The sequence below is a fragment of the Arthrobacter sp. NPDC057009 genome, assembly GCF_042673905.1.
Taxonomy (GTDB): Bacteria; Actinomycetota; Actinomycetes; order Actinomycetales; family Micrococcaceae; genus Arthrobacter.
This window is the reverse complement of the sequence record NZ_JBHUSB010000002.1, coordinates 146039-169192: the sequence shown is the minus strand read 5'-3', so window position 1 is coordinate 169192 and position 23154 is coordinate 146039. Positions and strand designations below refer to the sequence as shown.

At 65.6% G+C, this 23154-nt stretch carries 18 protein-coding genes; 12 read left to right on the top strand and 6 right to left on the bottom strand.

The features are described from left to right. Positions 1-3: 3 nt before the first annotated feature. Entirely contained in the window at positions 4-1455 is a 1452-nt protein-coding gene (locus ACFTR6_RS03945; RefSeq protein ID WP_377956941.1) for a GntR family transcriptional regulator, read from the bottom strand. Positions 1456-1597: 142 nt separating this feature from the next. On the opposite strand from ACFTR6_RS03945, the gene ACFTR6_RS03940 reads away from it, so the two are divergent. Then, the gene (locus tag ACFTR6_RS03940; protein WP_157365218.1) at positions 1598-1744 is read left to right on the top strand and encodes a hypothetical protein; all 147 of its coding nucleotides are present in this window, start codon (positions 1598-1600) and stop codon (positions 1742-1744) included. A gap of 64 nt (positions 1745-1808) precedes the next feature. Here ACFTR6_RS03940 and ACFTR6_RS03935 read toward each other — a convergent pair whose 3' ends face one another. Next, positions 1809-2771 carry a sugar-binding transcriptional regulator gene (locus tag ACFTR6_RS03935; protein WP_377956940.1) on the bottom strand — a complete coding sequence of 321 codons (963 nt, stop codon included), beginning with the start codon at positions 2769-2771 and terminating at the stop codon, positions 1809-1811. Between the two features lie 139 nt (positions 2772-2910). Here ACFTR6_RS03935 and ACFTR6_RS03930 point away from each other — a divergent pair, with 139 nt between their 5' ends. The 8 genes from ACFTR6_RS03930 to ACFTR6_RS03895 all read left to right on the top strand — a co-directional run bounded on the left by ACFTR6_RS03930 (position 2911) and on the right by ACFTR6_RS03895 (position 14572). Then, positions 2911-4698, top strand: a complete 1788-nt coding sequence (locus tag ACFTR6_RS03930; RefSeq protein ID WP_377956939.1) for a glycerol-3-phosphate dehydrogenase/oxidase — start codon at positions 2911-2913, stop codon at positions 4696-4698. A 58-nt stretch (positions 4699-4756) separates the two neighbouring features. Then, the gene (locus ACFTR6_RS03925; RefSeq protein ID WP_076802786.1) at positions 4757-5503 is read left to right on the top strand and encodes an MIP/aquaporin family protein; all 747 of its coding nucleotides are present in this window, start codon (positions 4757-4759) and stop codon (positions 5501-5503) included. A 75-nt stretch (positions 5504-5578) separates the two neighbouring features. Beyond that, positions 5579-7093 carry a glycerol kinase GlpK gene (glpK, locus tag ACFTR6_RS03920; protein WP_076802787.1) on the top strand — a complete coding sequence of 505 codons (1515 nt, stop codon included), beginning with the start codon at positions 5579-5581 and terminating at the stop codon, positions 7091-7093. Positions 7094-7490: 397 nt separating this feature from the next. After that, the gene (leuS, locus tag ACFTR6_RS03915; protein WP_076803869.1) at positions 7491-10016 is read left to right on the top strand and encodes a leucine--tRNA ligase; all 2526 of its coding nucleotides are present in this window, start codon (positions 7491-7493) and stop codon (positions 10014-10016) included. Positions 10017-10106: 90 nt separating this feature from the next. After that, a complete protein-coding gene (locus ACFTR6_RS03910; protein WP_076802788.1) occupies positions 10107-11135 on the top strand; it encodes a DegV family protein in 1029 nt (342 codons plus the stop codon). A gap of 67 nt (positions 11136-11202) precedes the next feature. Beyond that, entirely contained in the window at positions 11203-11388 is a 186-nt protein-coding gene (locus tag ACFTR6_RS03905) for a hypothetical protein (RefSeq protein ID WP_076802789.1), read from the top strand. Between the two features lie 66 nt (positions 11389-11454). Further along, positions 11455-12546: a ComEA family DNA-binding protein gene (locus ACFTR6_RS03900; RefSeq protein WP_377956938.1), complete on the top strand. Its 1092-nt coding sequence runs from the start codon at positions 11455-11457 to the stop codon at positions 12544-12546. 1 nt (position 12547) lies between these two features. Further along, positions 12548-14572: a ComEC/Rec2 family competence protein gene (locus ACFTR6_RS03895; RefSeq protein WP_377956937.1), complete on the top strand. Its 2025-nt coding sequence runs from the start codon at positions 12548-12550 to the stop codon at positions 14570-14572. Between the two features lie 235 nt (positions 14573-14807). On the opposite strand, the gene ACFTR6_RS03890 is transcribed toward ACFTR6_RS03895, so the two are convergent. After that, entirely contained in the window at positions 14808-16715 is a 1908-nt protein-coding gene (locus ACFTR6_RS03890; protein WP_377956936.1) for a phytase, read from the bottom strand. Between the two features lie 425 nt (positions 16716-17140). On the opposite strand from ACFTR6_RS03890, the gene holA reads away from it, so the two are divergent. Next, complete coding sequence (gene holA / locus ACFTR6_RS03885; protein ID WP_076802795.1) at positions 17141-18154, top strand: DNA polymerase III subunit delta; 1014 nt, start codon at positions 17141-17143, stop codon at positions 18152-18154. 106 nt (positions 18155-18260) lie between these two features. Here the strand turns inward: holA and rpsT are convergent, their stop codons facing one another. Together rpsT and ACFTR6_RS03875 are read right to left on the bottom strand one after the other, a co-directional pair. Further along, positions 18261-18521: a 30S ribosomal protein S20 gene (gene rpsT / locus ACFTR6_RS03880; RefSeq protein ID WP_018761400.1), complete on the bottom strand. Its 261-nt coding sequence runs from the start codon at positions 18519-18521 to the stop codon at positions 18261-18263. A gap of 185 nt (positions 18522-18706) precedes the next feature. Continuing rightward, positions 18707-19249 (bottom strand): type II toxin-antitoxin system PemK/MazF family toxin, encoded by a 543-nt coding sequence (locus ACFTR6_RS03875; protein ID WP_377956935.1) that lies wholly within the window; start codon positions 19247-19249, stop codon positions 18707-18709. Between the two features lie 160 nt (positions 19250-19409). Between ACFTR6_RS03875 and lepA the strand changes: the two genes are divergently transcribed. Both lepA and hemW read left to right on the top strand, forming a co-directional pair. Continuing rightward, positions 19410-21266 (top strand): translation elongation factor 4, encoded by a 1857-nt coding sequence (lepA, locus tag ACFTR6_RS03870; RefSeq protein WP_172804318.1) that lies wholly within the window; start codon positions 19410-19412, stop codon positions 21264-21266. A gap of 36 nt (positions 21267-21302) precedes the next feature. Then, positions 21303-22532: a radical SAM family heme chaperone HemW gene (hemW, locus tag ACFTR6_RS03865; protein WP_377956934.1), complete on the top strand. Its 1230-nt coding sequence runs from the start codon at positions 21303-21305 to the stop codon at positions 22530-22532. Positions 22533-22621: 89 nt separating this feature from the next. Here hemW and ACFTR6_RS03860 read toward each other — a convergent pair whose 3' ends face one another. After that, positions 22622-23041 (bottom strand): DUF4870 domain-containing protein, encoded by a 420-nt coding sequence (locus ACFTR6_RS03860; RefSeq protein WP_076802815.1) that lies wholly within the window; start codon positions 23039-23041, stop codon positions 22622-22624. Between the last annotated feature and the right edge of the window lie 113 nt (positions 23042-23154).

Here is a 23154-nt window from a genome sequence, read left to right as displayed (position 1 = left end):
CGGCTACGCGTGCTGGTCTTCGTGGTCACCGGCGATTCCCATGCAGAGCCACCACGGGACTCCCGGAAGCGCCCGCCGCTCATTTTGGTCGGCTTTCGGGATGGTCCCGCCGACGTAGCGGCCGGTATTGGTTGCGATGACCGCACCGTGCTGGTCCACAATGCAGGTGTTCGGCGGCAATGCCCGCAACAGGGGTTCGAATGCGGTTTGGAGCTGGCCGATGCGGACATCGGCCCCCAATGCCCCAACATAACTTCCGGCAACGACCACCCGCTTGCTGAAAGTGATGATGTTCTCGTTCGTTCCGCTCGCATCCACATACGCATGGCTGGTGTGGATGGGGCTGTCATCGCCAGTGTCATCCGGCCGCCATGGTGCAGTGGCGAAGTCATAGAGGTCCATGTCGATGTATAGCCGCTGCGGCGACTCTGGTCCCGCTGGCGTGTAGCACCAGGAAATCCAGCTCTCACCGAAGTACGACTGGTCGGCGACGAAGCCCGTGCCGTAGAGAAATGGAACGCCGATGGCCACTGCCCTTCGCGCCGCGGCGTAGATGTCCGAATCGGCCCGTTCCCTGCTGGCTCCGGACCCGATGCTGGCGCGTACGGCCTGCTCGACCTCGCGCATTGACGCGGCAGCGGTTCCGGCGAACACGGCAGCAACCGATTCGATGGCGGCTACGGCCTCATCGACGGAGGCCGGATAATGCGGCGAATCGGCCGGTGTGCCCTCTAGGTCCATCCGCTCGTCAATGACCAGGTTCATGTCCCGCCGTACGTGTTCCTCAGCCAGCGCCCGCGCCCTGTCGGCGTCGCCGGCGCTGATTGCCTCAACGATCCTGGTGTGTTCTTCCGCAGCGGCGTCCCTGTGGCCTGACGGATCCACCCAGATCAGCGGGCCCACCTCGGCCTGCAGCGCAACCTCCTGGCGGGTGAGTCTGACCGATCCTGAACTGGCTGCGAGCTCGATGTGAAACTTGCTGTCCGCCCTGATTGCGTCCGCCGTGTGTTCGCAAGCGAGGATTTCGGTCGCTGTGTAGTCAAGGCGTCCCATCGAGAGCCGGTGGGATTGGATGGCCGCCGCGGCGGCGGCAGCGGCGCTGCCGGCGAGGAAGGCGCGGTACTCCCTCAAATCACGCAGGTCTTCGAGGGAGTATGCCTCAAGGGACTGGCGCTGCACCCGGGCGATGTCCCCGGTGTTGGCCTTCACGAAGCTCCCGCCACCTTTGCCGCGCCGCGTCTCGACCAAGCCCAGGCCGCGCAGTTCGGCCAGCGCTGCGCGCAGCGTGAGGGTGGATACGCCCATTCTGGATGCCAGGTAGCTTTCGCTGGGCAGCTGGGAGCCGTCTTCGAGCACTCCCAGTTCGATGGCATGCCTCAGCCGGCGTCCGACTTCTTCCCCTCGATCCGCGTTCTCCAAGGGTGCGAAGGCGAGTTGCTCTTTCCAAGCAGTCACGGGAAACCCCCCTGAGAAGTGACATTTAACCTTGAATGTCTATTGACCTTTAACCATGAAGGTCTATAGTTAAGAGTACCACTCGGGGAGATCAGGAAGATGTTCCCGGACCGTCCAGAACGATGGAGCGAAAGGAAAGACGATGACACGCGAAGAAGCTTTCGCCAGATGCACCCCGGACTCGTACGTCGAGTTCTACGGCGGCCGGTGGCTCGTCGTCCCGTTCGCGCAAGTCGAGCAGCCGCTCTTCTTCGTTTGCTCACCCGGAGCGCTCCGCAGCGGCCACTAGCTTTGGCCTTCTGAATCTGACCCTGCGGCAAACGACACTCCCGGTGCCGCAGCACACCGGACAGTCAGGTTCCGTTCTGAAAGCTGACCAGCCGCCGGGCTGAGGCTTCGTCGAGGATCAGGTCGGTTGCCAGTCCGGCCTCAAGCGCACCGCGAAGCCCTTTGATCTTGGACGCGCCGGACACAACGCAGATCCGCCGGCGCACCTGGCGCAGTTGGTCCAGTGAAGGCCCGGTGGAACGTTCGTTCAGGGTAATGCCGTCCGAGGAGCCGTCGCTGCGGAAGAAGACGGTGGCGACGTCCCCAACAACGTCGGACTTCGCCAGCGTGGCCAGGTCCTCTTCGTCGAGGTAGCCGCCGGCGTAGACGTGGCTGGGGTAGTCGGCGTCGACTGATCCCACGCCGAAGATCGCGATGCCCATGCGGGACTGCAGGTCGAGGATGCGCTGCACGCTCCGCTCATTCCACATCGCGGTCTTGGTGGCCGCGTGGTCGAAGAAGGCCGGCACGGGAAACTGTTCAACCCGTGCCCGGTAGGCGCTGCCGAAGCGCCGCATAATGTCGCTGGCGTAAGTGATGCCGGTTGTCTGCATGTTGCCCGCCCCGTTGAGTTGCACGACCACGCTGTCATGGGTGATCTTGCGCGTCAGGTGGCGGCTCACGGCGCTAAGGGTTGATCCCCATGCCACGCCGATGATCGCGTTCGAGTCCACGAGGGGCCCGATCGTGCGCGCTGCCTGCATGGCCACGCGGTCCAGCGTTTCAGCTTCGTTGAGGGTGTCCAGGACGGGCACCACGTGCACGTCCACCTTGTACTGCGCCCGGATTAGCCGCTCGAGCTCCGGCCCGGTGTCCAGCGGGCTGCGGATTTGGATCTGTACCAGGCCGGTCTCCCGGGCAGTGGAAAGCAGCCGGGAAACGGTGGAGCGGGAGGTCCGCAATTCCCGGGCGATGGCGTCCATCGTGAGGTCCTGCATGTAGTAGAGCTGGGCGGCGCGCAGCGCTTCGGAATGTCTGGGACGGGGCATGCCTGGTTCCGTTCTGCACGTTCGTGCATAGTGCTTGACGACATTTTCCATTAATCCAAAGAATAGTGGTGAACGGCCCCGCACCATTCGGTGCGCTGCCTGCAACAAGCTCTTAGCAACCGAACCCGAAGGAGCAGATTTGGGACTCAAGGACTCACCCGGCCATACCAACAGCGCTGCGGCCCCCGGGCCGGAGCGCGAATCTGTCTCTCGGCTGCGCCGGCGGCCCAATGCCAAGGTTCTGATCATCGGTGGCGGGATCAACGGCGTCGGTACATTCCGGGACCTCGCCCTGCAGGGCATAGACGTGGCGCTGGTAGAGCGCGGGGACTACTGCCAGGGTGCCAGCGGAGCCTCGTCCCACATGATTCACGGCGGTATCCGTTATCTGGAAAACGGCGAATTCCGGCTGGTCCGGGAATCCGTGGTTGAGCGCAACAGGCTCCTGCGGATCGCGCCGCACTACGTAAAGCCGCTGCAGACCACCATTCCGATCTTCAGCACGTTCTCCGGTGTCCTTGCCGCGCCGCTGCGGTTCCTGACCCACAAACAGCAGGGCAAGCCGAAGGAGCGTGGCGCGTTCCTGATCAAGCTGGGGCTTAGCCTTTACGATTCCTTTTCCCGCGACGGCGGCAACGTTCCGCGCCACCAGTTCCGCAGCCGCGAGAAGGCTTTGGCCGAACTCCCCATGCTCCACCCCGGGGTCAAATACACGGCCACGTATTTCGATGCCTCCGTCCACAACCCGGAGCGCCTCACCCTTGACGTGCTGCAGGACGGTGAGAAGGCCGGTACGCAAAATGCCGCGGCCCGGGCCAGCAACTACCTTTCCCTGGTCTCTGTGAAGTCCAACGCCGACGGTTCCAGTACCGCGGTTCTCCGGGATGAACTCACCGGCGGCGAGTTCGGCTTCACGGCGGACGTCATCGTCAACACCACCGGCGCATGGGTTGACCTCACCAACGAGGCAATGGGCACGCCCACTTCCTTCATGGGCGGGACAAAGGGCTCCCACATCGTCCTGGACCACCCCGGACTGCTTGCCGCCTGCGATGGCCGCGAGATCTTCTTCGAACACACCGACGGCCGGATCGTACTGATCTATCCGATGGGCGACCGCGTCCTCGTCGGCACCACCGACGTCGACGCCGACATGTCGGAAGACGCCGTCTGCACCGACGAGGAAGTTGAATACTTCTTCGACCTCATCGGTCACGTCTTCCCGGACATCGCCGTAAAGCGCAGCCAGATCGTCTATTCGTTCTCAGGGGTGCGCCCGCTGCCACGGCACGACGCCACCCAGCCGGGTTTCGTGTCGCGGGACTACCGCATCGAACGCCGCGCTCCGGAAACGGGCGCCGGCGAGGGCGGCGCCGTCGTCCTCAGCCTGGTGGGCGGCAAATGGACCACCTTCCGGGCCCTGGCCGAACACCTGGCCAACGACGTGCTCGCTGAACTGGGAACGGAACGGAAGATTTCGACGGCGAACCTCCCTATCGGCGGCGGCTCCGGGTTCCCGGACAGCGAAGCCGGCGTCCAGAGATGGATCAAAGCGCACATGGGCCCAAACCGGGACGCCGACCGGACGGCGGGCCTCCTCACCAGGTATGGCACCCGCGCCGAGGAAGTCATCAGCCATCTCGACGCCGGCCCCGACCGCCCGCTGCGCTCCACCCGGGAGCTAAGCGTCAGGGAGCTCGAGTTCATGGCTGCCAACGAGCAGGTCGGCCACCTCGTGGACGTCCTGATCCGGCGCACCTCGCTCGCCTTCCGCGGCCTGGTCACAGGGGAGCTGCTGAACGAAGTTGCCGAGACCCTCGCCGGGCCGCTCGGCTGGGATGCCGCAGGAGTTGCCGCAGAAATCAACCACGCGCAGGAGGTGCTGAAGCGATACCACGGTGTCGAGGTCCACAGCCTCGTCGCCTAGCGGGAAGCAGTCCTTCACACCCGCGAAGGACTGACAACAGAAAATAGAGGAGTCAAAGATGTCTCTTGGATTGGTGTTTCTTTCCGAAGTCTTCGGAACCGGCATGCTTACGCTGCTGGGTTGCGGTGTTGTGGCCAACGTTGCCCTGAAGGGAACGAAGGGCAACAGCGGAGGATTCCTGATGGTCACCTGGGGGTGGGGCATCGCCGTCTTCGCCGGTGTCTATGTCGCCGCCCGGTCGGGTGCCCATCTGAACCCTGCGGTGACCTTGGGCCTGCTGGTCAACGGCAAGGCGGAGTACGCCCCCGGTGTTCCGGTGGACTTCGCCTCGACGCTTACATACTTCGGTGGTGAAATGACCGGTGCGTTCCTGGGCGCCGTGGTCATGTGGCTGGCGCACAAGCAGCACTTCGACGCCGAGCCCGAGCCCGCGAACAAGCTCGGCGTCTTCTCCACCGGGCCGGCCATCCGCTCCACGCCCTGGAACCTGATCACGGAAGTCATTGGCACGTTCGTCCTGGTCTTTGTCATCCTCACTTTCGGCGGAACGCCGTCCGGGCTTGGCCCACTGGCCGTGGCGCTTCTCGTCGTCGGCATCGGTGTCTCCCTGGGCGGACCCACCGGCTACGCCATCAACCCCGCCCGTGACCTCGGACCGCGCATCGCACATGCCGTCCTGCCCATCAAGGGCAAGGGATCCAGCGACTGGAGCTACTCCTGGATCCCGGTGGTCGGCCCGCTCGTCGGCGGCGCGCTGGCCGGCCTCGTCGGGCTGCTGCCCATCGTCTTCACGGCGGCCACCTGAGTTCCAACACCCTTTTCGAAACCACATCCATAGCCACATCCGTTCACTCCCAAGCACAACGACAAGGACGTCATCATGAGCCAATACGTAATCGCCGTCGACCAGGGCACCACAAGCACCCGCGCCATCATCTTTGACCACAGCGGCAGCATCGTCTCTTCAGGGCAGATGGAACACGAGCAGATTTTCCCGCACGCGGGCTGGGTGGAGCACGATCCCATGGAAATCTGGGACAACACCCGGGAGGTCATCGGTTCCGCCCTGTCCAAGGCAAACCTGACGCGGCACGACATTGCCGCCGTCGGCATCACCAATCAGCGCGAAACGGCGGTTGTCTGGGACAAGACCACCGGCAAACCGATCTACAACGCGATCGTGTGGCAGGACACCCGCACCCAGCCCATCGTGGATGAACTGGCGAAGGACGGGGGAGCGGACCGGTTCAAGCAGCAGGTCGGGCTTCCCCTGGCCACATACTTCTCCGGAACCAAGATCAAGTGGATCCTGGACAACGTGGACGGCGCCCGGGAGAAGGCCGAAGCCGGGGACCTCGTCTTTGGCAACACCGACTGCTGGGTGCTGTGGAACCTCACCGGCGGTGTTGACGGGGGCGTCCACGTCACGGACGTCACTAATGCCTCGAGGACCCTGTTCATGGATCTCGACACGCTGCAGTGGGACGAGGAGATCCTGGGGATCTTCGGTGTTCCCGCTTCCATGATGCCGGCGATCAAGTCCTCCTCCGAGGTCTACGGCACCGTCCACACCTCGCAGTTGCTGCGGGAGGTGCCGGTGGCCGGCATCCTCGGCGACCAGCAGGCAGCCACGTTCGGCCAGGCCGCGTTCGAGACAGGCGAAGCGAAGAACACCTACGGCACCGGCTGCTTCCTGATCTTCAACACCGGCGAGGAGATCGTCCACTCCAAGAACGGGCTGCTGACCACCGTCGGCTACAAGCTGGGGGACGCCGCCCCGCACTATGCCCTGGAAGGGTCCATTGCCGTCACCGGCTCGCTCATCCAGTGGCTGCGCGACAACCTCAACATGATCAGCAGCGCGCCCGAGGTGGAAAGCCTCGCCGCTTCGGTGAAGGACAACGGCGGCGTGTACATCGTGCCGGCGTTCTCCGGCCTCTTCGCGCCCTACTGGCGCTCTGACGCCCGGGGCGCGATCGTGGGCCTGACCAGGTTCGTCAACAAGAGCCACATCGCCAGGGCGGCGCTGGAGGCCACAGCCTTCCAGACCCGCGAAGTGCTGGACGCCGTCAACGCTGACTCCGGCGTTCCGCTGTCTGAATTGAAGGTCGACGGCGGCATGGTCGCCAATGACGCCCTCATGCAGTTCCAGGCGGACATTCTCGGCGTTCCGGTCATCCGCCCGAAGGTGGTGGAAACCACCGCGCTGGGGGCCGCCTACGCGGCGGGACTCGCCGTGGGCTTCTGGAAGGACCTCGGCGAGCTGTCCGCCAACTGGTCCGAGGACAAGCGCTGGGAGCCAAACCTCGACACCGACGAGCGGGAACGGCAGCTGCGTCTCTGGAAGAAGGCCGTCACCAAGTCCATGGACTGGGTCGACGAGGACGTGAGGTAACTTTCCGCGTCCCGCTCCAGAGAGGAGGCCGCACCCGCCCGCCCGTCCCTGGCCGCTCCCTGACACTCGCAAGCTCGTGTCGGGGCCCTCGCGGCCAGGGGCCCATCGCGGTGCCCACCACACCCTGGCGGGGTGCGGCCTCCTCTCTTCCGCTACGTGTGCTTCCCGGCCGCCGTCGTTGTTTCCATGTAATGGTGGACAAGCGGTAAGGTGACTGTATGCGTGCGATCCTTCTGCTTAGCTAGCCGCTTGGTATCCCGAACGAATACGGATTATCGAGCGGCCGCCCCTCCATGTCGAGGGGCTTTTGTGTGTCCGGGGAGACCTTCCCGGCAGGCGGCGGGGATCAGACCGTTGTGACAGGACAGAGGTCATGACAGAACAGAAGAGGGCAGCAGTGAGCGTTCAGCCGGAGACCGAAACCGGAACAGCAGCAGGTGGAGCGGAGACGCCCGAGGAGGGCGCGTACAGCTTCGCGGCGATGGAGGCCCGGTGGCCACAGGTGTGGGAAGACCTGAAGGTCTTTACCCCCGCCGACGACGGATCCCGGGAGCGCCGCTACGTGCTCGACATGTTCCCCTACCCCTCCGGCGACCTCCACATGGGTCACGCCGAGGCGTTCGCCATGGGCGACGTGGTGGCGCGCTACCTGCGCCAGCAGGGGTACGACGTGCTGCACCCGATCGGCTGGGACTCGTTCGGGCTCCCCGCTGAAAATGCTGCGATCAAGCGCAACGCCCACCCGAGCGAGTGGACGTACGCCAACATCGACACGCAGGCGGCCTCCTTCAAGCGCTACGCCATTTCCGCGGACTGGTCACGCCGGCTGCACACGTCGGACCCGGAGTACTACCGCTGGACGCAGTGGCTGTTCAAGCGCTTCTACGAGCGCGGCCTGGCATACCGCAAGGACTCGCCGGTCAACTGGTGCCCCAAGGACCTCACTGTGCTGGCCAACGAGCAGGTCGTCAACGGCGCCTGTGAGCGCTGCGGCACGGCAGTGACCAAGAAGTCGCTGAACCAGTGGTACTTCAAGATCACCGACTATGCGGACCGGCTGCTGGACGACATGTCCGAGCTGCAGGGGCACTGGCCCGAGCGTGTTCTGGCCATGCAGCGGAACTGGATCGGCCGCTCCGAAGGCGCGCACGTCCGGTTCGTGATCGAGGCGGCCGACGGACGTGCAGAGCGTGAAGTCACGGTCTTCACCACTCGCCCGGATACCCTGTACGGCGCCACGTTCTTCGTCGTGGCTGCTGATGCGCATCTGGCGCTGGACCTGGTCACCCCCGAGCACCATGACGCACTCATGGCCTACCGGGAAAAAGTGAAGGCCCTCTCGGACATCGAACGCCAGTCCACCGAGCGCGAAAAGACCGGTGTGTTCACCGGCCGCTACGCCATCAACCCGCTGAACGGTGAAAAGCTGCCGGTCTGGGCCGCGGACTACGTCCTGGCCGACTACGGCACGGGCGCCATCATGGCCGTTCCCGCGCACGACCAGCGCGACCTCGACTTCGCCAAGGAGTTCGGCCTGCCTGTGCGCGCGGTGCTGGACACCGGCGAGGAGGATCCCGCAGTCTCCTGGAAGGCGACCGCGGGGGAGGGCACGCTGATCAACTCCGGCGGCCTGGACGGGCTGCCCAAGAGCGAGGCCATCCCGGAAGCCATCAGGATCCTCGAGGAGCAGGGGACCGGCGAGAAGTTCGTCAACTTCCGGCTGCGTGACTGGCTGCTGAGCCGCCAGCGCTTCTGGGGCACCCCGATCCCCATCATCCACTGCGCCGAGTGCGGGGAAGTTCCGGTACCCGACGAGCAACTGCCGGTGACGCTGCCCGAGGACCTGCGCGGCGAGGCGCTGTCGCCGCGGGGCACTTCGCCGCTGGCCGCGGCCGCAGAATGGGTCAACGTAGAATGTCCCAACTGCGGACGCGCAGCCCAGCGGGACACGGACACCATGGATACGTTCGTGGACTCGTCCTGGTACTTCCTGCGCTTCGTCTCCCCGCACTTCACCGACGGTCCGTTCGATCCTGAAAAGATCAACGACTGGATGCCGGTCGGGCAGTACGTCGGCGGCGTCGAGCACGCCATCCTGCACCTGCTCTATGCCCGCTTCTTCACCAAGGTCATCCACGACATGGGCCTGCTGGCGGCGGACGAGCCCTTCAGCGCGCTGCTGAACCAGGGACAGGTGCTCAACGGCGGCAAGGCCATGAGCAAGTCGCTGGGCAACGGTGTGGACCTCGGTGAGCAGCTGGACAAGTTCGGCGTCGACGCCGTCCGCCTCACCATGGTCTTCGCGTCCCCGCCCGAGGACGACGTCGACTGGGCGGACGTTTCGCCGTCGGGCTCCGCGAAGTTCCTGGCCCGCGCCTGGCGCCTGGGCCAGGACGTCACGAGCGAGCCCGGAGTGGACTTCAGCACTGGTGACCGTGCGCTGCGTTCGGTTACCCACCGGACCATCGCGGACGCCGTGGAGCTGCTGGACAACAACAAGTTCAACGTCGTGGTGGCCAAGCTGATGGAGCTGGTCAACGCCACCCGGAAGACCATTGACTCCGGTGCCGGCGGAGCCGACCCGGCCGTGCGTGAAGCCGCCGAGGCCGTCGCCGTCATCCTCAGCCTCTTCGCGCCGTACACGGCGGAGGACCTGTGGAACGTCCTGGGGCACCCGGCGTCGGTGGCCAATGCCGGATGGCCTTCGCACGACGAGGCACTCCTGGTACAGGAAACCATCACCGCGGTGGTCCAGGTGCAGGGCAAGGTCCGGGACCGGCTCGAGGTATCGCCGGCCATCTCCGAGGACGAACTGCGTGAGCTGGCGCTGGCCTCGGAGAATGTCCAGCGCGCCCTCGACGGCCGTGGCATCCGGACCGTGATTGTGCGGGCACCTAAACTGGTGAACATCGTCCCGGCCTAGCAGTACCCACAGGGTAATGGGGCGATTACCGGACGAAATTCCGGCCGCCGGCACTGCCGGCGGCCGGAAAACAACTGCAGGAGGTGCGCCGTGATTGACCGCGAGCCGGCAGCCTGGCTGTGGTTAAAGGAGCATCTGGTCCGCCTCCGCCAGGCCACCAGACCCGGACAGGGTCCGCCCACGGGGGAGCCCGCCGTCGTCGTCCGCACCGCCGTGGTGACCGACTCTGCCGCCGCCCTGCCCGCCGACTGGGTCCGTGCCTTCTCCATCAACGGCCGGCTGGCCGTCATCCCCATGCCTGTCATGGTCGGGGAGGAGATTTTCGGCGAAGGCGAAGACGACATCAGCGGGACCATCGCCCTTGCTCTGGCTGCCGCCACTCCCGTCAAGACGTCCCGGCCCTCGCCCGGCCAGTTCGAGCAGGCCTACCTGGCGGCTGAGCGGCAGGGTTTTGAATCCGTCGTGTCGATCCATATCTCCGGCGGCCTTTCCGGCACCGCCGACGCGGCCCGGCTCGCGGCAGGCCGGGTCACTATCCCCGTGGAGGTGCTGGACACCCGCACCGTGGGAATGGCGCAGGGACTTGCCGTCCAGAGCGCCGTGGTGGCGGCGGCGGACGGGCGCGATGCCGCCGAAGTGCGCCGGCTCGCCGAGGAGCGCGCCGCCCGCAGCAAGGTCTACTTCTATGTGCCCAGTCTCGAGCAGCTGCGGCGCGGCGGCCGCATCGGTGCCGCTGCCTCCCTGGTGGGAGCCATGCTGTCCATAAAACCGATTTTGGCGGTCGACGGCGGCAAGATCGTTCCGCTGGAAAAGGTCCGGTCCGCAGCAAAGGCCGTTGCCCGGCTCGAGGAGATCGTGGTGGCGGAGGCCGCCGGCCGGCCGTTGGGGGAGGCCCGGCTGGCCATCCACCACTTCGGCAACCGGCCAGAGGCCGAGTTGCTCGCGGCCCGTTTGGCCGCGAAGCTTCCAGCCTGCCCGCCTGCCCAGATCAGTTCGCTGCCTGCCGTTCTGGCGGCCCATGCCGGACTCGGCGTCCTCGCGGTGATCGTGGGGGAGAGCAGCTCATCGGTCGCCGGCTGCCTCGCTCCGGGCGCCGGGGATGGTGGGGGCTCCAGCTGAGCTGCTCACCGCCCTAGCAGGGTCGGGCCGCTGGTAGTACAGTCTCCCCACCGAGCAAGGAGGCCACATGTCCACGCAAGTTCACCACGTCGCTCAGCTGGACCGGGACGTGGCTGAGGAAGTCACAAAATGGCTGAAGTATCTGAAGGGCCAGGTGACCAGCGTCCAGTTCCTCACAACCACAATTCCCGATCCCAAGGAGCCGGAGAAGTGGCGCGTACAGTACGAGGCGTATATCACCTATCAGCGGTAGCCACGCTATCCACATAGGGCAGGATGTCCCTTTCGGCGGGGCTGCGCGCTTCCTAGCGTGGTGGATATGTCACGCCGGACCACCGGAGCCTTAGCCAGCACTCAGCCGCGCACCGGCGACGTCCGCGCGTCCGGTGGGGCCAGTGCGCGGGAGACACGGGCGGCCAGAAGGCTGGCTGCCTCGCTCGGACCGCCTGTCACCCCCGGTTTCCCGGGCGACGAAGAGCCCGGCCGGCAGCCAGGCGGGGGCAGCACGGGGCTCCTGAACTCGGACGCTGCAGGCGGTTTCGCCTACGGCAGGCAGGCCGGTTCCGCCGGGCCTGCGACGTCTGTCGAAGTGGTGGAACCACGCGTGCGCTGGCGCCTCGGTGTCCGGGCGGCAGCACTGGTGGGTGTCCTGTCACTGCTGGCAGGAGTCTTGCTCTGGTGGCAGGTTGCTGCCAACGGTCCTGTTGTCATTCCGCTTAGTTCAATAACCCACGATGCAGCCGGAAAGGCCGCCAATGGCCCTTCCGGCCGGGAGAGTGGTGGCGCGGACAATGGCGGAACGGACAGCGGGCCCGGTGAGGAACGGACGAACGTTGATGGGAAAGACACGGACGGGAGAGAAGCTGACGGACGGAACAGTGATGGGACGCCGGCCGGGAACGTTGTGGTGCACGTTGCCGGGGCGGTGAAGAAAGCGGGGGTGGTCCGCCTCCCGCGGGGGAGCCGGGTGCACGAGGCTATCGCTGCCGCCGGGGGCGGCGGCCCGGAAGCCGACCTTGACGGGCTCAATCTCGCCTCCCTGCTTGAGGACGGCCAGAAGATCTACGTGCCGCGTCGTGGTGAGGCCGCGCAGGCTGACGCATCGGGAGGCCCGTCGGCGGTTGGATCGGCGCCGGAGGACAACGCCGGGGCGGACAGCACAGGCGGGGCTGATTCAGCAGCCGGCGGAAGCCCCGGGGCTGCGGGCGAGGGCGCAAGAGCCAAGATCAACCTCAACACGGCGAGCGTGGAACAACTTGCTGAACTTCCCAAGGTTGGCCCGGTGCTGGCCCAGCGAATCATCGACTGGCGAACTCAGCAGGGCCCCTTCAAGTCGCCCGAGGAACTGGACGCCGTCGATGGTGTCGGCCCTAAAATGCTGGAGACGTTGCTTCCGCTGGTGACCATCTGACATGGACACCAGGAACGGACGTGTGCCCAGCCCGTGGAGGCGCTATGTCCAGGCTGCCGTGGACTCCAGCCGGGTCGACTCCACGCCTACAGACTCCAGAGCGGCCGATTCTGCATTAGGGGATTCCGCACCTGCTGCCCCTGTGGCAGCACCGCCGTCGTCCCGCATTAGCCCGACGAGTGCCCTCGGACGGAAGATCAGCTCTGACATCCGCCGTCGTTTGTTGCCCGGCGGGCGGGACGCAACCACTGCCCAACAGAACCGGCGGCGGACGGATCTCCGCCTTGCCCCGCCCGCCCTGCTGGTGTGGGCAGCCACCTTAGCCGGGCCCTGGCTGACACCGGCCACGCTCCTGCTGGTCTGGTGCGGGCTTGCGGGGTCGGCTGCCGTGCTGCTGGTTCTGGTTTGGCGGAGGAAGAAAGGCGGGAGACAACGGCGGCGCAGTTTCCTGACCACGCTGACTGCCGCGCTCATGCTGGCCGCGGCAGCGACCGCCCATTCGGCAATGGCGTCAGCGCAGCGCTCCGACGGGCACATGGCTGGACTCATCACTGGGCGGGCATCCATTGTGGCGGAAGCCGAGCTCACCGGGGCGCCGCGTGCCCTCAAGACGCCCGGACCCTCCGGGCGTGCCGAACGCTGGATGGTGGCGGCGGTGGCGCGGTCACTGACGTCGGGAGGCAAGGTAACGCAAGCACGCCTGCCGGTGGTCATCGTTGGCGGGCAGGAGTGGCAGCACGCGGGAACCGGCCAGTTGATCAGGGTGACCGGAAAGCTTGGGCCCCCCGACGCGGGCAGAGTTGAGGCAGCCATCCTGACCGCGTCATCGCCGCCCGTCCGGCTGACCGCGGCACAGGATTGGCAGCAGGCACCCGCCGCCCTGGGCAGGCAGTTTGCCTCCGCCGCCGCCTGGCTTCCGCCCGACGCCCGCGGCCTGCTTCCTGGCATGGTCACAGGTGATACCGGCGGACTCAGCGAGGAACTGGAAACCGCAATGAAAACCGTGGGCCTGACGCACCTGACTGCCGTATCCGGCGCCAACTGCAGCCTCATCCTTGGTGCGCTGCTGCTGGCCGCCCGCAGCGTGCGGCTCGGACGGCTTCCCGCTGCCGCATTCGCCCTGGCAGGCCTGGGGCTCTTCGTGCTGATGGTTGGGCCGGATGCCAGCGTCTTGCGGGCCTCGCTGATGGGCGCAATCGCTCTGGCTTCCCTTGCCGGCGGACGAGGTGGCCGTGGACTGAGTTTCCTGTGCCTGGCGGTCATCGGGCTTCTGCTCATCGACCCCGGGCTCGGCACAAGCTTCGGATTCCTGTTATCGGTCGTGGCCACTCTTGGCATCATCGTGCTGGGCAGGCAGATCGTGTCATGGATCCCACGTGCCATACCGCGCTGGATGGCAGCCGGGGCAGCCGTGCCATTGTCAGCCCAGCTGTTGTGCGGTCCCGTGATCGTGATGCTGCAGCCACAGTTTGCCACGTATTCCCTGCTTGCCAACGTACTGACAGCACCGCTCGTTGCGCCGGTCACGATCCTGGGGACTGCTGCCGTGCCACTGGTGCCGCTGCTTCCGTGGCTTGCAGCACCGTTGATCGGGGCGGCCGGGCTTTTCGCCACTGGAGTGGCCGGCGTTGCCAGGTTCATGGCTGGGCTTCCGGGGGCGGCCCCGCCGTGGCCCGAGGGCCCTTTCGGACTGGTCACCATGGTTCTGCTTTCCACCATCAATGTGCTGGCAGTCTGGCTGGCAACCCATCCCGCCCAAACAATCGGGTTCATCCTCGCCGCCCACCGCGCCACGGCCGGTTGCCTGGAACGGCTGGCACAGCGACCGAACCCGTGGCCGTGCCCGCCCGGCGCGTTCACTCGGCCGGGCCCCGCCCGCTCAGCCCGGCGCGGCTTGGCGCAGCCGTTGGGCCATGGCACGCTTCGAGTCAGCAATCCGTACCCCGGGAGGAACCAACAGTGGCCGCTACGTAGCCCCAACGATCCAGGACGTCGGCGACCAATTCGACCACCTGGCGGGAGGTGACGCCAGCAGGGATAGTCCTGCTCGGCGGTCCGGAGGTATATCTCGTGATCCCCTCGGCTAACTCGAGATCACACCTACTCTGACAGCATTCAGCACGACAAGCTGACGTCGGTATGCCCAAAAATGGGTGGAACGCCGACACGTCGTCAGTCAGGACTTCGGCAGTAAGACCATTCACCACCCCGAACCCGGCGAATGCCGCCGGGTCCGGTTTGTGTCCACGCCCTTGGCGGTTCTAGCGGAAAATGTTGTAGGGACTCCAGCCTGAGCCGACGATGGTGCGTGCTGCCCAGCTGCCGTTGCTGAAGGGGTAGTGCGCGAGGCGGCCGTCGGTGAGCCGGGTGATGAGTCCGGTGCTTCCGGCGGTGAATCCGGCCACGTTGGTGATGCTGTTGATGCTGCTCCAGCCGGTGCCCACCGTGGGCGGGACTTCCGAAAGGAGGCTGCCGGTTCCTGTGGAGCGGTACAGCACGAGCCTGCCGTCGCTGCGTTTAGCCAGGACATCCTGGGCCCCGTCCTGGTTGAAGTCGGTCATGGTGAGGTAGAGGCCTCCCCAGCCGGTCCCGGTCTTGATTCGGGGTGAGAGCGATGATCCGGCGCTATTGCCGTAGTACCAGAGGGTCCCGGCGGCGTCGTAGGCCAGGATTCCCGGATGCCGGTCGGTCTTCCGCCAGTGGCCGATGGTGATGTGGTAGCTGCCCCACCCGGTGCCGATGGCCCGGGCCGCTTGGAATCCGCCCGTGGGTCGTCCGGCGTAGAAGCTGAGCCGGCCGTCCTTCCATTGTGCGACGACATCCAACGTGCCGTCGCTGTTCCAGTCGGTCACGAACCCTTTGGCCAGCCCGGACCAGCCGACGCCGATTTTCTGCCGGGCCTGGAACCCGCCGTGGCCGTTCGCCGGGTAGTTCCACAGCTCGCCGTCGGTTGTGGCAGCGACGACGTCGGCCCCGCTGCGGAGGGACGGACTGGTGGTGGTACCCGGTCCGGGGGCTCCTCCTCCGCCCTCTGCTCCTATTTGACGCGGGTCAAAAGTGGTGTCCACAAGCAGCCGAGGACTGAAAGCGTCGGCGATTCGCTGCCAGGAGACAAGCTTGTGATTTTGGTTACCACTGTTACCGTTGCCCGCATTGGTGTTGTTGTGGTCCTGGCTGGTGAAAAGTCCAGCTGGATAGGAAGGTCCGAGCGGGAAATTGGTGACATCAATCCCGTCTTGACCATTCACACCGTCTACACCGCCTCCATCGACGATCTTGAAGGAGCCGACGAAGGCGTTGTCACCGCGGTTGTAGATGAGGAAGTTGGATCCGCCCTGGCTCGACACAATCAGATAACCGGTCCCCTGCCGACCATAATAAATGGCGGAGTTCTTGACGTTCTCCACTATTCGTCCACCGGTTGCCACGGTGCGATCCACGAGTGCCCGGGTTGAACCGTGCCCGGGCTCAGCTCCGTACCGCCACAAGCCTACTTTTTCCTCGGACACATAGACACGTTGCAGCTCATCATCTGCCGAAATGCCTTCGGAGCTGTCGCCATTGTCGAAAGAACGCACGGCAGTTCCTCGAACCGATCCATTCGCGCCGTCCAGCTCGAACTGGGTCACCACATTCGTATTGAAGTCATGCACAAAGGCGTAATACTTCCCAGAAACCGGGGAGTGATACATTGCGAAGCCGCGGGGCCTGCCTGGAGTGCTGATGCGCCCCACCTCTGTCAGGGACCGATCCGCGACGTTCACCTTGTAGAATCGAACGCCGGTCGACTCCACATTCCTCTCCGTCACGCCGACGAGGGCGATGCGCGCACTGCCCAATGGAAAGTTGTACCGGAGATCGACGTTGTTCATACTGCCGTGCGGGTAGAAATGTAACTGGCGCCCTGACAGGTCGTAGACCCCCACGCCTCCGGTACTTAGTTTGTCCGTACCGATCACCATGCTCTGCGACGGATCCGTGGGGTGTATCCAGATCGCGGTGTCGTCTGCCGCGTCACTAGCGCTCGGAACGGGTGTTGTCTCTGCCGACGGAGTCACGAGGACGTCCGCCGCATGCGCTTGCGGGGCGATGAGTACGTTGAGGCCTGCGAGGGCGGCAGCTAAAACCGCGACATGCATGAGCCGGAGCAGCGCGGGAGCATGGCGCAAGGATCCTCTAGCCGCCTGCGTGCGTCGAAAACTAACAGCGTGAGCCATGGATTTCCTATCACTTGGCCGGTGCGCTGCACGAAGGCACCGTAGGAGGCTGACGAGCAGATGCGTGCACACCTGTTTCGACCCCAGTGCACCCCAGCCACATTCAGCGCCGTAGATGGATCCTACCCACGGCCGGACCAGCCCAAAATATCGCCAGGTACCCGAATGTCGGCTGGCACTACCTGATTTTCCGTGCCCCCGGTACTCGTGGAGCCGGAACTGGGTCTGAGTTTTGGGTTCCTGCTCTCTGTCCTGGCCGCGTACGCCCGCACGGTTCGCCTCCTTGACCGGGCGCCGGTGGCCGGGCTGCACCGCGCCGGCCCCGGGCAGCGTGGGAGACTTAGAGTCTGCAATCTGAACTCCGGGAGGAATCACCAGTGGCCGCTGCTCAGCAACGATCCAAGACGCCCGCCGCCAACTCGGCGTCCTGGCGGGACGTCACGCCTGCGTCGGTCGTCCTGATCACGGGTCCCGAGGAGTACCTCGGCATCCGGGCGATGGACCGGATCCGGACCCAGGTGCGGGCAGCAGCACCCGATGTGGAGGTCACCAGGCTCAGTGCCGGCGCCTACGAGGCGGGGGCCCTGGCCATGAACGTCAGCCCCTCGCTGTTCGGTGAGAGCAAGCTGATCGAGGTGGATGGCCTCGAAGCGATGAACGACGCCTTCCTGGCAGACGGACTGACCTATCTCAAACAGGTCGAGCAGGACGCCGTCCTCGTGCTCCGGCACGGCGGCGGGACCCGCGGCAAAAAGCTGCTCGACGCTGTGAAAGCCGGTGGCTGGCCGATTGTCGACTGCCAGCCCCTGAAGAAGGACGCGGAAAAGACCGCCTTTGTCACGGCGGAGTTCAAGGCCGCCGGCAGGCGGATCACGCCCGAAGCAGTTCAGTCCCTGGTCAACGCCGTCGGCGCCAACCTGTCCGAGTTGGCGGCCGCATGCAGCCAGCTCATTGCCGATGCTTCGACCGCCGTGGACGGGGACATGGTTGACCGGTACTACGGCGGTCGGATCGAGGCGACGGCCTTCAAGGTTGCCGATGCCGCCATGGCCGGCAACGGTCCCCTCGCCCTGTCAACGCTCCGCCACGCCCTGGCCACAGGTGCCGATCCGGTACCCCTCGTCGCGGCGTTGGCGGCTAAGTTGCGGACGGTCGCCAAAGTGGCCGGCGCCAAGGGGTCAGCTGCGCAGATCGCCAAGCAACTGGGCATGCAGCCCTGGTTGGTGGAGCAGGCGCAGCGCGACGTCCGCAGGTGGACGCCGGAAGGCCTGGCCCGGTCCATCCAGGTCACGGCCGAGGCCGACGCGCAGGTCAAGGGACTTTCCCGTGATCCCGTCTACGCCGTCGAGCACGCCGTTACAGTGATTGCGTCGGCCGCCCGCGGCCGATAGGTCCCGCCGTCGAAAGATGGAGAGACCCGCCGTCGAAAGTTAAAAGAGAAGTGGCCGGCACCATTGGTGCCGGCCACAAGCATCAGTTCAGATGAACTGGAAAACCTTAGAGTGCGTTGACCTTCTTGGAGATCGCCGACTTGCGGTTTGCAGCGTTGTTCTTGTGCAGAACACCCTTGCTGACAGCCTTGTCCAGCTTACGGCTGGCAGAAACGAGCGCAGTAGTAGCAGCTTCCTTGTCAGCGGACTCAACGGCGGTGTTGACGGCGCGGATGGCCGTCTTCAGCTCGGACTTGACTGCGTTGTTGCGCAGGCGAGCCTTCTCGTTGGTCAGGATGCGCTTCTTCTGGGACTTGATATTTGCCACGTGTGAACTCTCTTTGTAATGCGGAAATGGTCTAGAGGGCTTTCAAGCTGGCCTTGACTGAGCGGCGTGGGGATACCTATGGCGGCCAGCCATCAGTGACCGTCGACCTGCACGGACACACAGCTACAAATATTAGCAGGTCGGGGCCGTTTCTGCCCATTTACGCCCGGGGCGGCGCGCTGCCCTCATTTCCAGCCGCGCAGACGCCGCAACTCGTCCGCCACCAGCCTAAACTTCTTCCGGTTCAGCACGGCACCCTCGCGCCGGACGTCGGCCGGGTGGATCTGCAGGACGCGGTCCAGCTTCGCCTCGCTGGGCCGGCCCAGCCTGTCCCAGGTTCCGGCGCCGATATCCACGTGGTTGAGCCGGCCGCGAGAACGGCCGTCATGGTCCTTGCTGGTCAGCATCAGGCCCAGCAGATACCGCCCGTGACTGCCGACCAGGAGGACCGGCCGGTCCTTGCCGCGGGAATGGTCCTCTTCGAAGGGAACCCACGTCCAGACGATCTCACCCGGGTCCGGGCGGCCGTCGGGGGAGGGGGAGTACCGCAGGGTTGCCGTGCCGGTGAAGTCGCCCGGGTATGTCCCGGTGACGCCGGTGGGCAACCGGGACGGGCTTCCGGACCTGCCCCGGACCTCCGACGGGCGGGTTGCGGGCTTCCTCAGCACGCCCAGGAAGCGAAGGGAAGCACGGACGGCGCCGCCGATGGAGGAGAGGTTCAAAGCCATGCCAGCCACCATACCTGCGCACCGGACCTGCGGGCCGCGCAAAATGTACTGTCAGCGCCCCGGACGTGGGAGACTAGAAGTTCAGATATGCGGCAGGCAGCAGGATGGCCCGAGTTCAGCCTGAGCAGCGCCGCCAAAATGCCAACAGTAAGGACCCTGCGTGTCTCCCATGGCCCGCACCGCCCCGGTGCCCGCCGCGACAGATCCGGCCATTATTCGGAACTTCTGCATCATCGCGCACATTGACCACGGTAAGTCCACCCTGGCCGACCGCATGCTGCAGTTCACCGGCGTCGTGCAGCAGCGCGACATGAAGGCCCAGTACCTGGACCGCATGGACATCGAGCGCGAACGCGGCATCACCATCAAGTCCCAGGCTGTGCGCATGCCCTGGGAACTCGACGGCGTCAGCTACGCCCTCAACATGATCGACACCCCGGGCCACGTGGACTTCACCTATGAGGTGTCCCGTTCGCTTGCCGCCTGCGAGGGCGCCATCCTGCTGGTGGACGCAGCGCAGGGCATCGAGGCCCAGACGCTCGCCAACCTGTACCTGGCGATGGAAAACGACCTCACCATCATCCCGGTCCTCAACAAGATCGACCTGCCCGCAGCCCAGCCGGAGAAGTACGCAGCCGAACTCGCAGGCCTCATCGGCGGCGACCCCGAGGACGTTCTGCTGGTATCGGGCAAGACCGGCGTGGGCGTTGAGGCGCTGCTGGACAAGATCGTGCGCGACCTGCCCGCACCCGTTGGCGACCCGGAAGCCCCCGCCCGGGCCATGATCTTCGACTCCGTCTACGACACCTACCGTGGCGTGGTCACGTACGTCCGTGTGGTGGACGGCATGCTCCACCCGCGTGAGCGCATCCAGATGATGTCCACCAAGGCCAGCCACGAGCTCCTGGAGATCGGCGTCAGCGCCCCGGAACCCACGCCCTCCAAGGGCCTCGGCGTCGGCGAGGTGGGCTATCTCATCACCGGCGTAAAGGACGTCCGGCAGTCCAAGGTTGGCGACACCGTCACCAACCTGGCCAAGCCCGCCGCCGAATCGCTGGGCGGCTACGAGGACCCGAAGCCCATGGTGTTCTCCGGCCTCTACCCCCTCGACGGCACCGACTACCCGGTGCTTCGCGACGCCCTGGACAAGCTCAAGCTCAACGACGCGGCCCTGGTCTACGAGCCGGAAACCTCCGCCGCCCTCGGCTTCGGCTTCCGCGTGGGCTTCCTGGGCCTGCTGCACCTTGAAATCGTCCGTGAGCGGCTGGAGCGCGAGTTCAACCTGGACCTGATCTCCACTGCGCCAAACGTTGTTTACGAAGTCACGCTGGAGGACAAGAGCCACGTCACCGTGACCAACCCCAGCGAGTTCCCGGCCGGCAAGATCAAAGAGGTCCAGGAACCCATGGTGGCAGCCACCATCCTGGCGCCCAATGAATTCGTGGGCGCCATCATGGAGCTCTGCCAGGGCCGCCGCGGCCAGATGCGCGGCATGGACTACCTGTCCGAGGACCGCGTGGAGCTCCGCTACTGGATCCCGCTGGCCGAGATCGTCTTCGACTTCTTCGACCTGCTCAAGTCCAAGACGCGCGGCTACGCCTCGCTGGACTGGAAGGCCGACGGCGAACAGGTCGCGGACCTGGTCAAGGTGGACATCCTGCTTCAGGGCGAACAGGTGGACGCCTTCAGCGCCATCACGCACAAGGACAAGGCGTACGCCTACGGTGTGATGATGACCGGCAAGCTGCGCGAGCTCATCCCGCGGCAGCAGTTCGAGGTGCCCATCCAGGCCGCCATCGGGTCCCGGATCATCGCCCGCGAGTCCATCCGCGCCATCCGCAAGGACGTGCTGGCCAAGTGCTACGGCGGTGACATCTCCCGTAAGCGCAAACTGCTGGAGAAGCAGAAGGAAGGCAAGAAGCGCATGAAGATGGTGGGGCGCGTGGAAGTGCCGCAGGAAGCCTTCATTGCAGCCCTGACCACCGACGACTCCTCCAAGGACAAGGCCAAGAAGTAGTGATGACCGTGGCCGTAAGCTCCGGAGGCCGCACCCATGCCTAGCGTTCTTCCCCTGGGCGACCCCGCGCCGTCGGACGGCCTGCTGCCGCCGCAGGCGCTGGAGGGTGCAGCCAGCCGGGCCTTCGGGCTTTATGTGCACATCCCGTTTTGCGCGGTGCGCTGCGGGTACTGCGACTTCAACACCTACACCGCCACCGAGCTCGGAGGCGGGGCGTCCCAGGATGCCTACGCCTCCACTGCCATCTCGGAAGTGGACTTTGCCGCGCGGGTCCTTGAGCAGTCGGGCCTGCCGGCCCGGAAGCTGAGCACCGTGTTCTTCGGCGGCGGCACGCCTACGCTGCTCCCTGCCGGGGACCTGGCGCGAATCCTCCGCGCGGCCATCGACCGCTGGGGCATCGAACCCGGTGCCGAAGTGACCACGGAGGCCAACCCGGACTCGGTCACGCCCGAATCCCTGCAGCTGCTTGCCGATGCGGGATTCACCCGCGTGTCTTTCGGCATGCAGTCCGCTGTGCCCCACGTCCTGAAGGTCCTTGACCGGACCCACACCCCCAGCCGCGTCCCGCTCGTGGTGCAGTGGGCGCGCGACGCCGGCCTCTCGGTCAGCCTGGACCTGATCTACGGCACGCCGGGGGAATCGATGGAGGACTGGCGCCTCTCGCTTGAGACGGCGCTGTCCTACCAGCCGGACCACATCAGCGCCTACGCGCTGATCATCGAGGACGGCACCAAGCTCGCCGCCCAGATCCGCCGTGGTGAAGTTCCGGGGATCGACGACGACGACCACGCCGACAAGTATGAGCTCGCCGACCGGATGATCACCGGCGCCGGCCTGCACTGGTACGAGGTCAGCAACTGGTCCGCGACGCCGGAGCAGGCGTGCCGCCACAACCTTGCCTACTGGCGCGGGGATGACTGGTGGGGGATCGGCCCGGGTGCGCACTCACACGTTGGCGGGGTGCGCTGGTGGAACGTCAAGCATCCCACCGCCTATGCCGGCCGGCTGGGTTCAGGCGTCTCCCCGGCGGCCGGCCGCGAGACTCTCGACGCGGAAACGCGCAGAATCGAAAAGGTGCTGCTGGAGGCCCGGCTGTCCTCAGGGCTAGATACCGCTGCCCTCTCGCCGTCCGGAAGGAAGGCCGTGGCCGGGCTGATCGCCGACGGCCTGGTGGTACCGCAGCAGGTTTTCAGGGGCCGCCTGGTCCTGACGCTGAAGGGCCGCCTGTTGGCCGATGCCGTGGTCCGCAGGATCCTGCCCGACTGAACTTGCAAAACCAACGCGAGGTCAGATACCGCCCCAATCCTTCGAGGATATTGGGCAGTATCTGACCTCGCGTTGTTTTGGTGAGCTCGTTACTTAATCCAGCGGAGGTTGTACTGGTACCGGTGCGGCTGGCCCTTGTTGACGTGGACGCCGGCGGACACCGCGAAACACGTCAGCGCAATCCAAATGAGCGTGGCGAGGACCGCGAACAGGTTTCCGACGACGGGAAGCAGCACCAGCAGGTTCGCCACGAACGCCGCGATTGTCGGCGGCAGGGTGAAGTTGAGCGCTTCCTTGGACTCCTGCGCAGTGAAGGGACCGCGGTCGCGGAAGATGAGGTAGATCAGCAGGGCCGGAACACACCCGAGGATGCCGCCGAAGTGCGCCAGGGTGGCCCACTGCCGGTCCTCGCTGGCCGTCAGCGGAAGCGCGTTGGCCGGAACGCCATGGTACTGGGGCAGGTCCTGGCCGGACTGGGTGTCCCTGCGGTCGCGAGCGTCTTCTGCCACGGTGTCTTCCTTTAGCTTGCGTTGGTGCGATCGTGCTTTTTGTGCGGTGCGTGTGGCGCCGGGCCGCAGTGCGGTGACGCCGTACCAAGGATACCGGGCCGTAGGGGCAACCG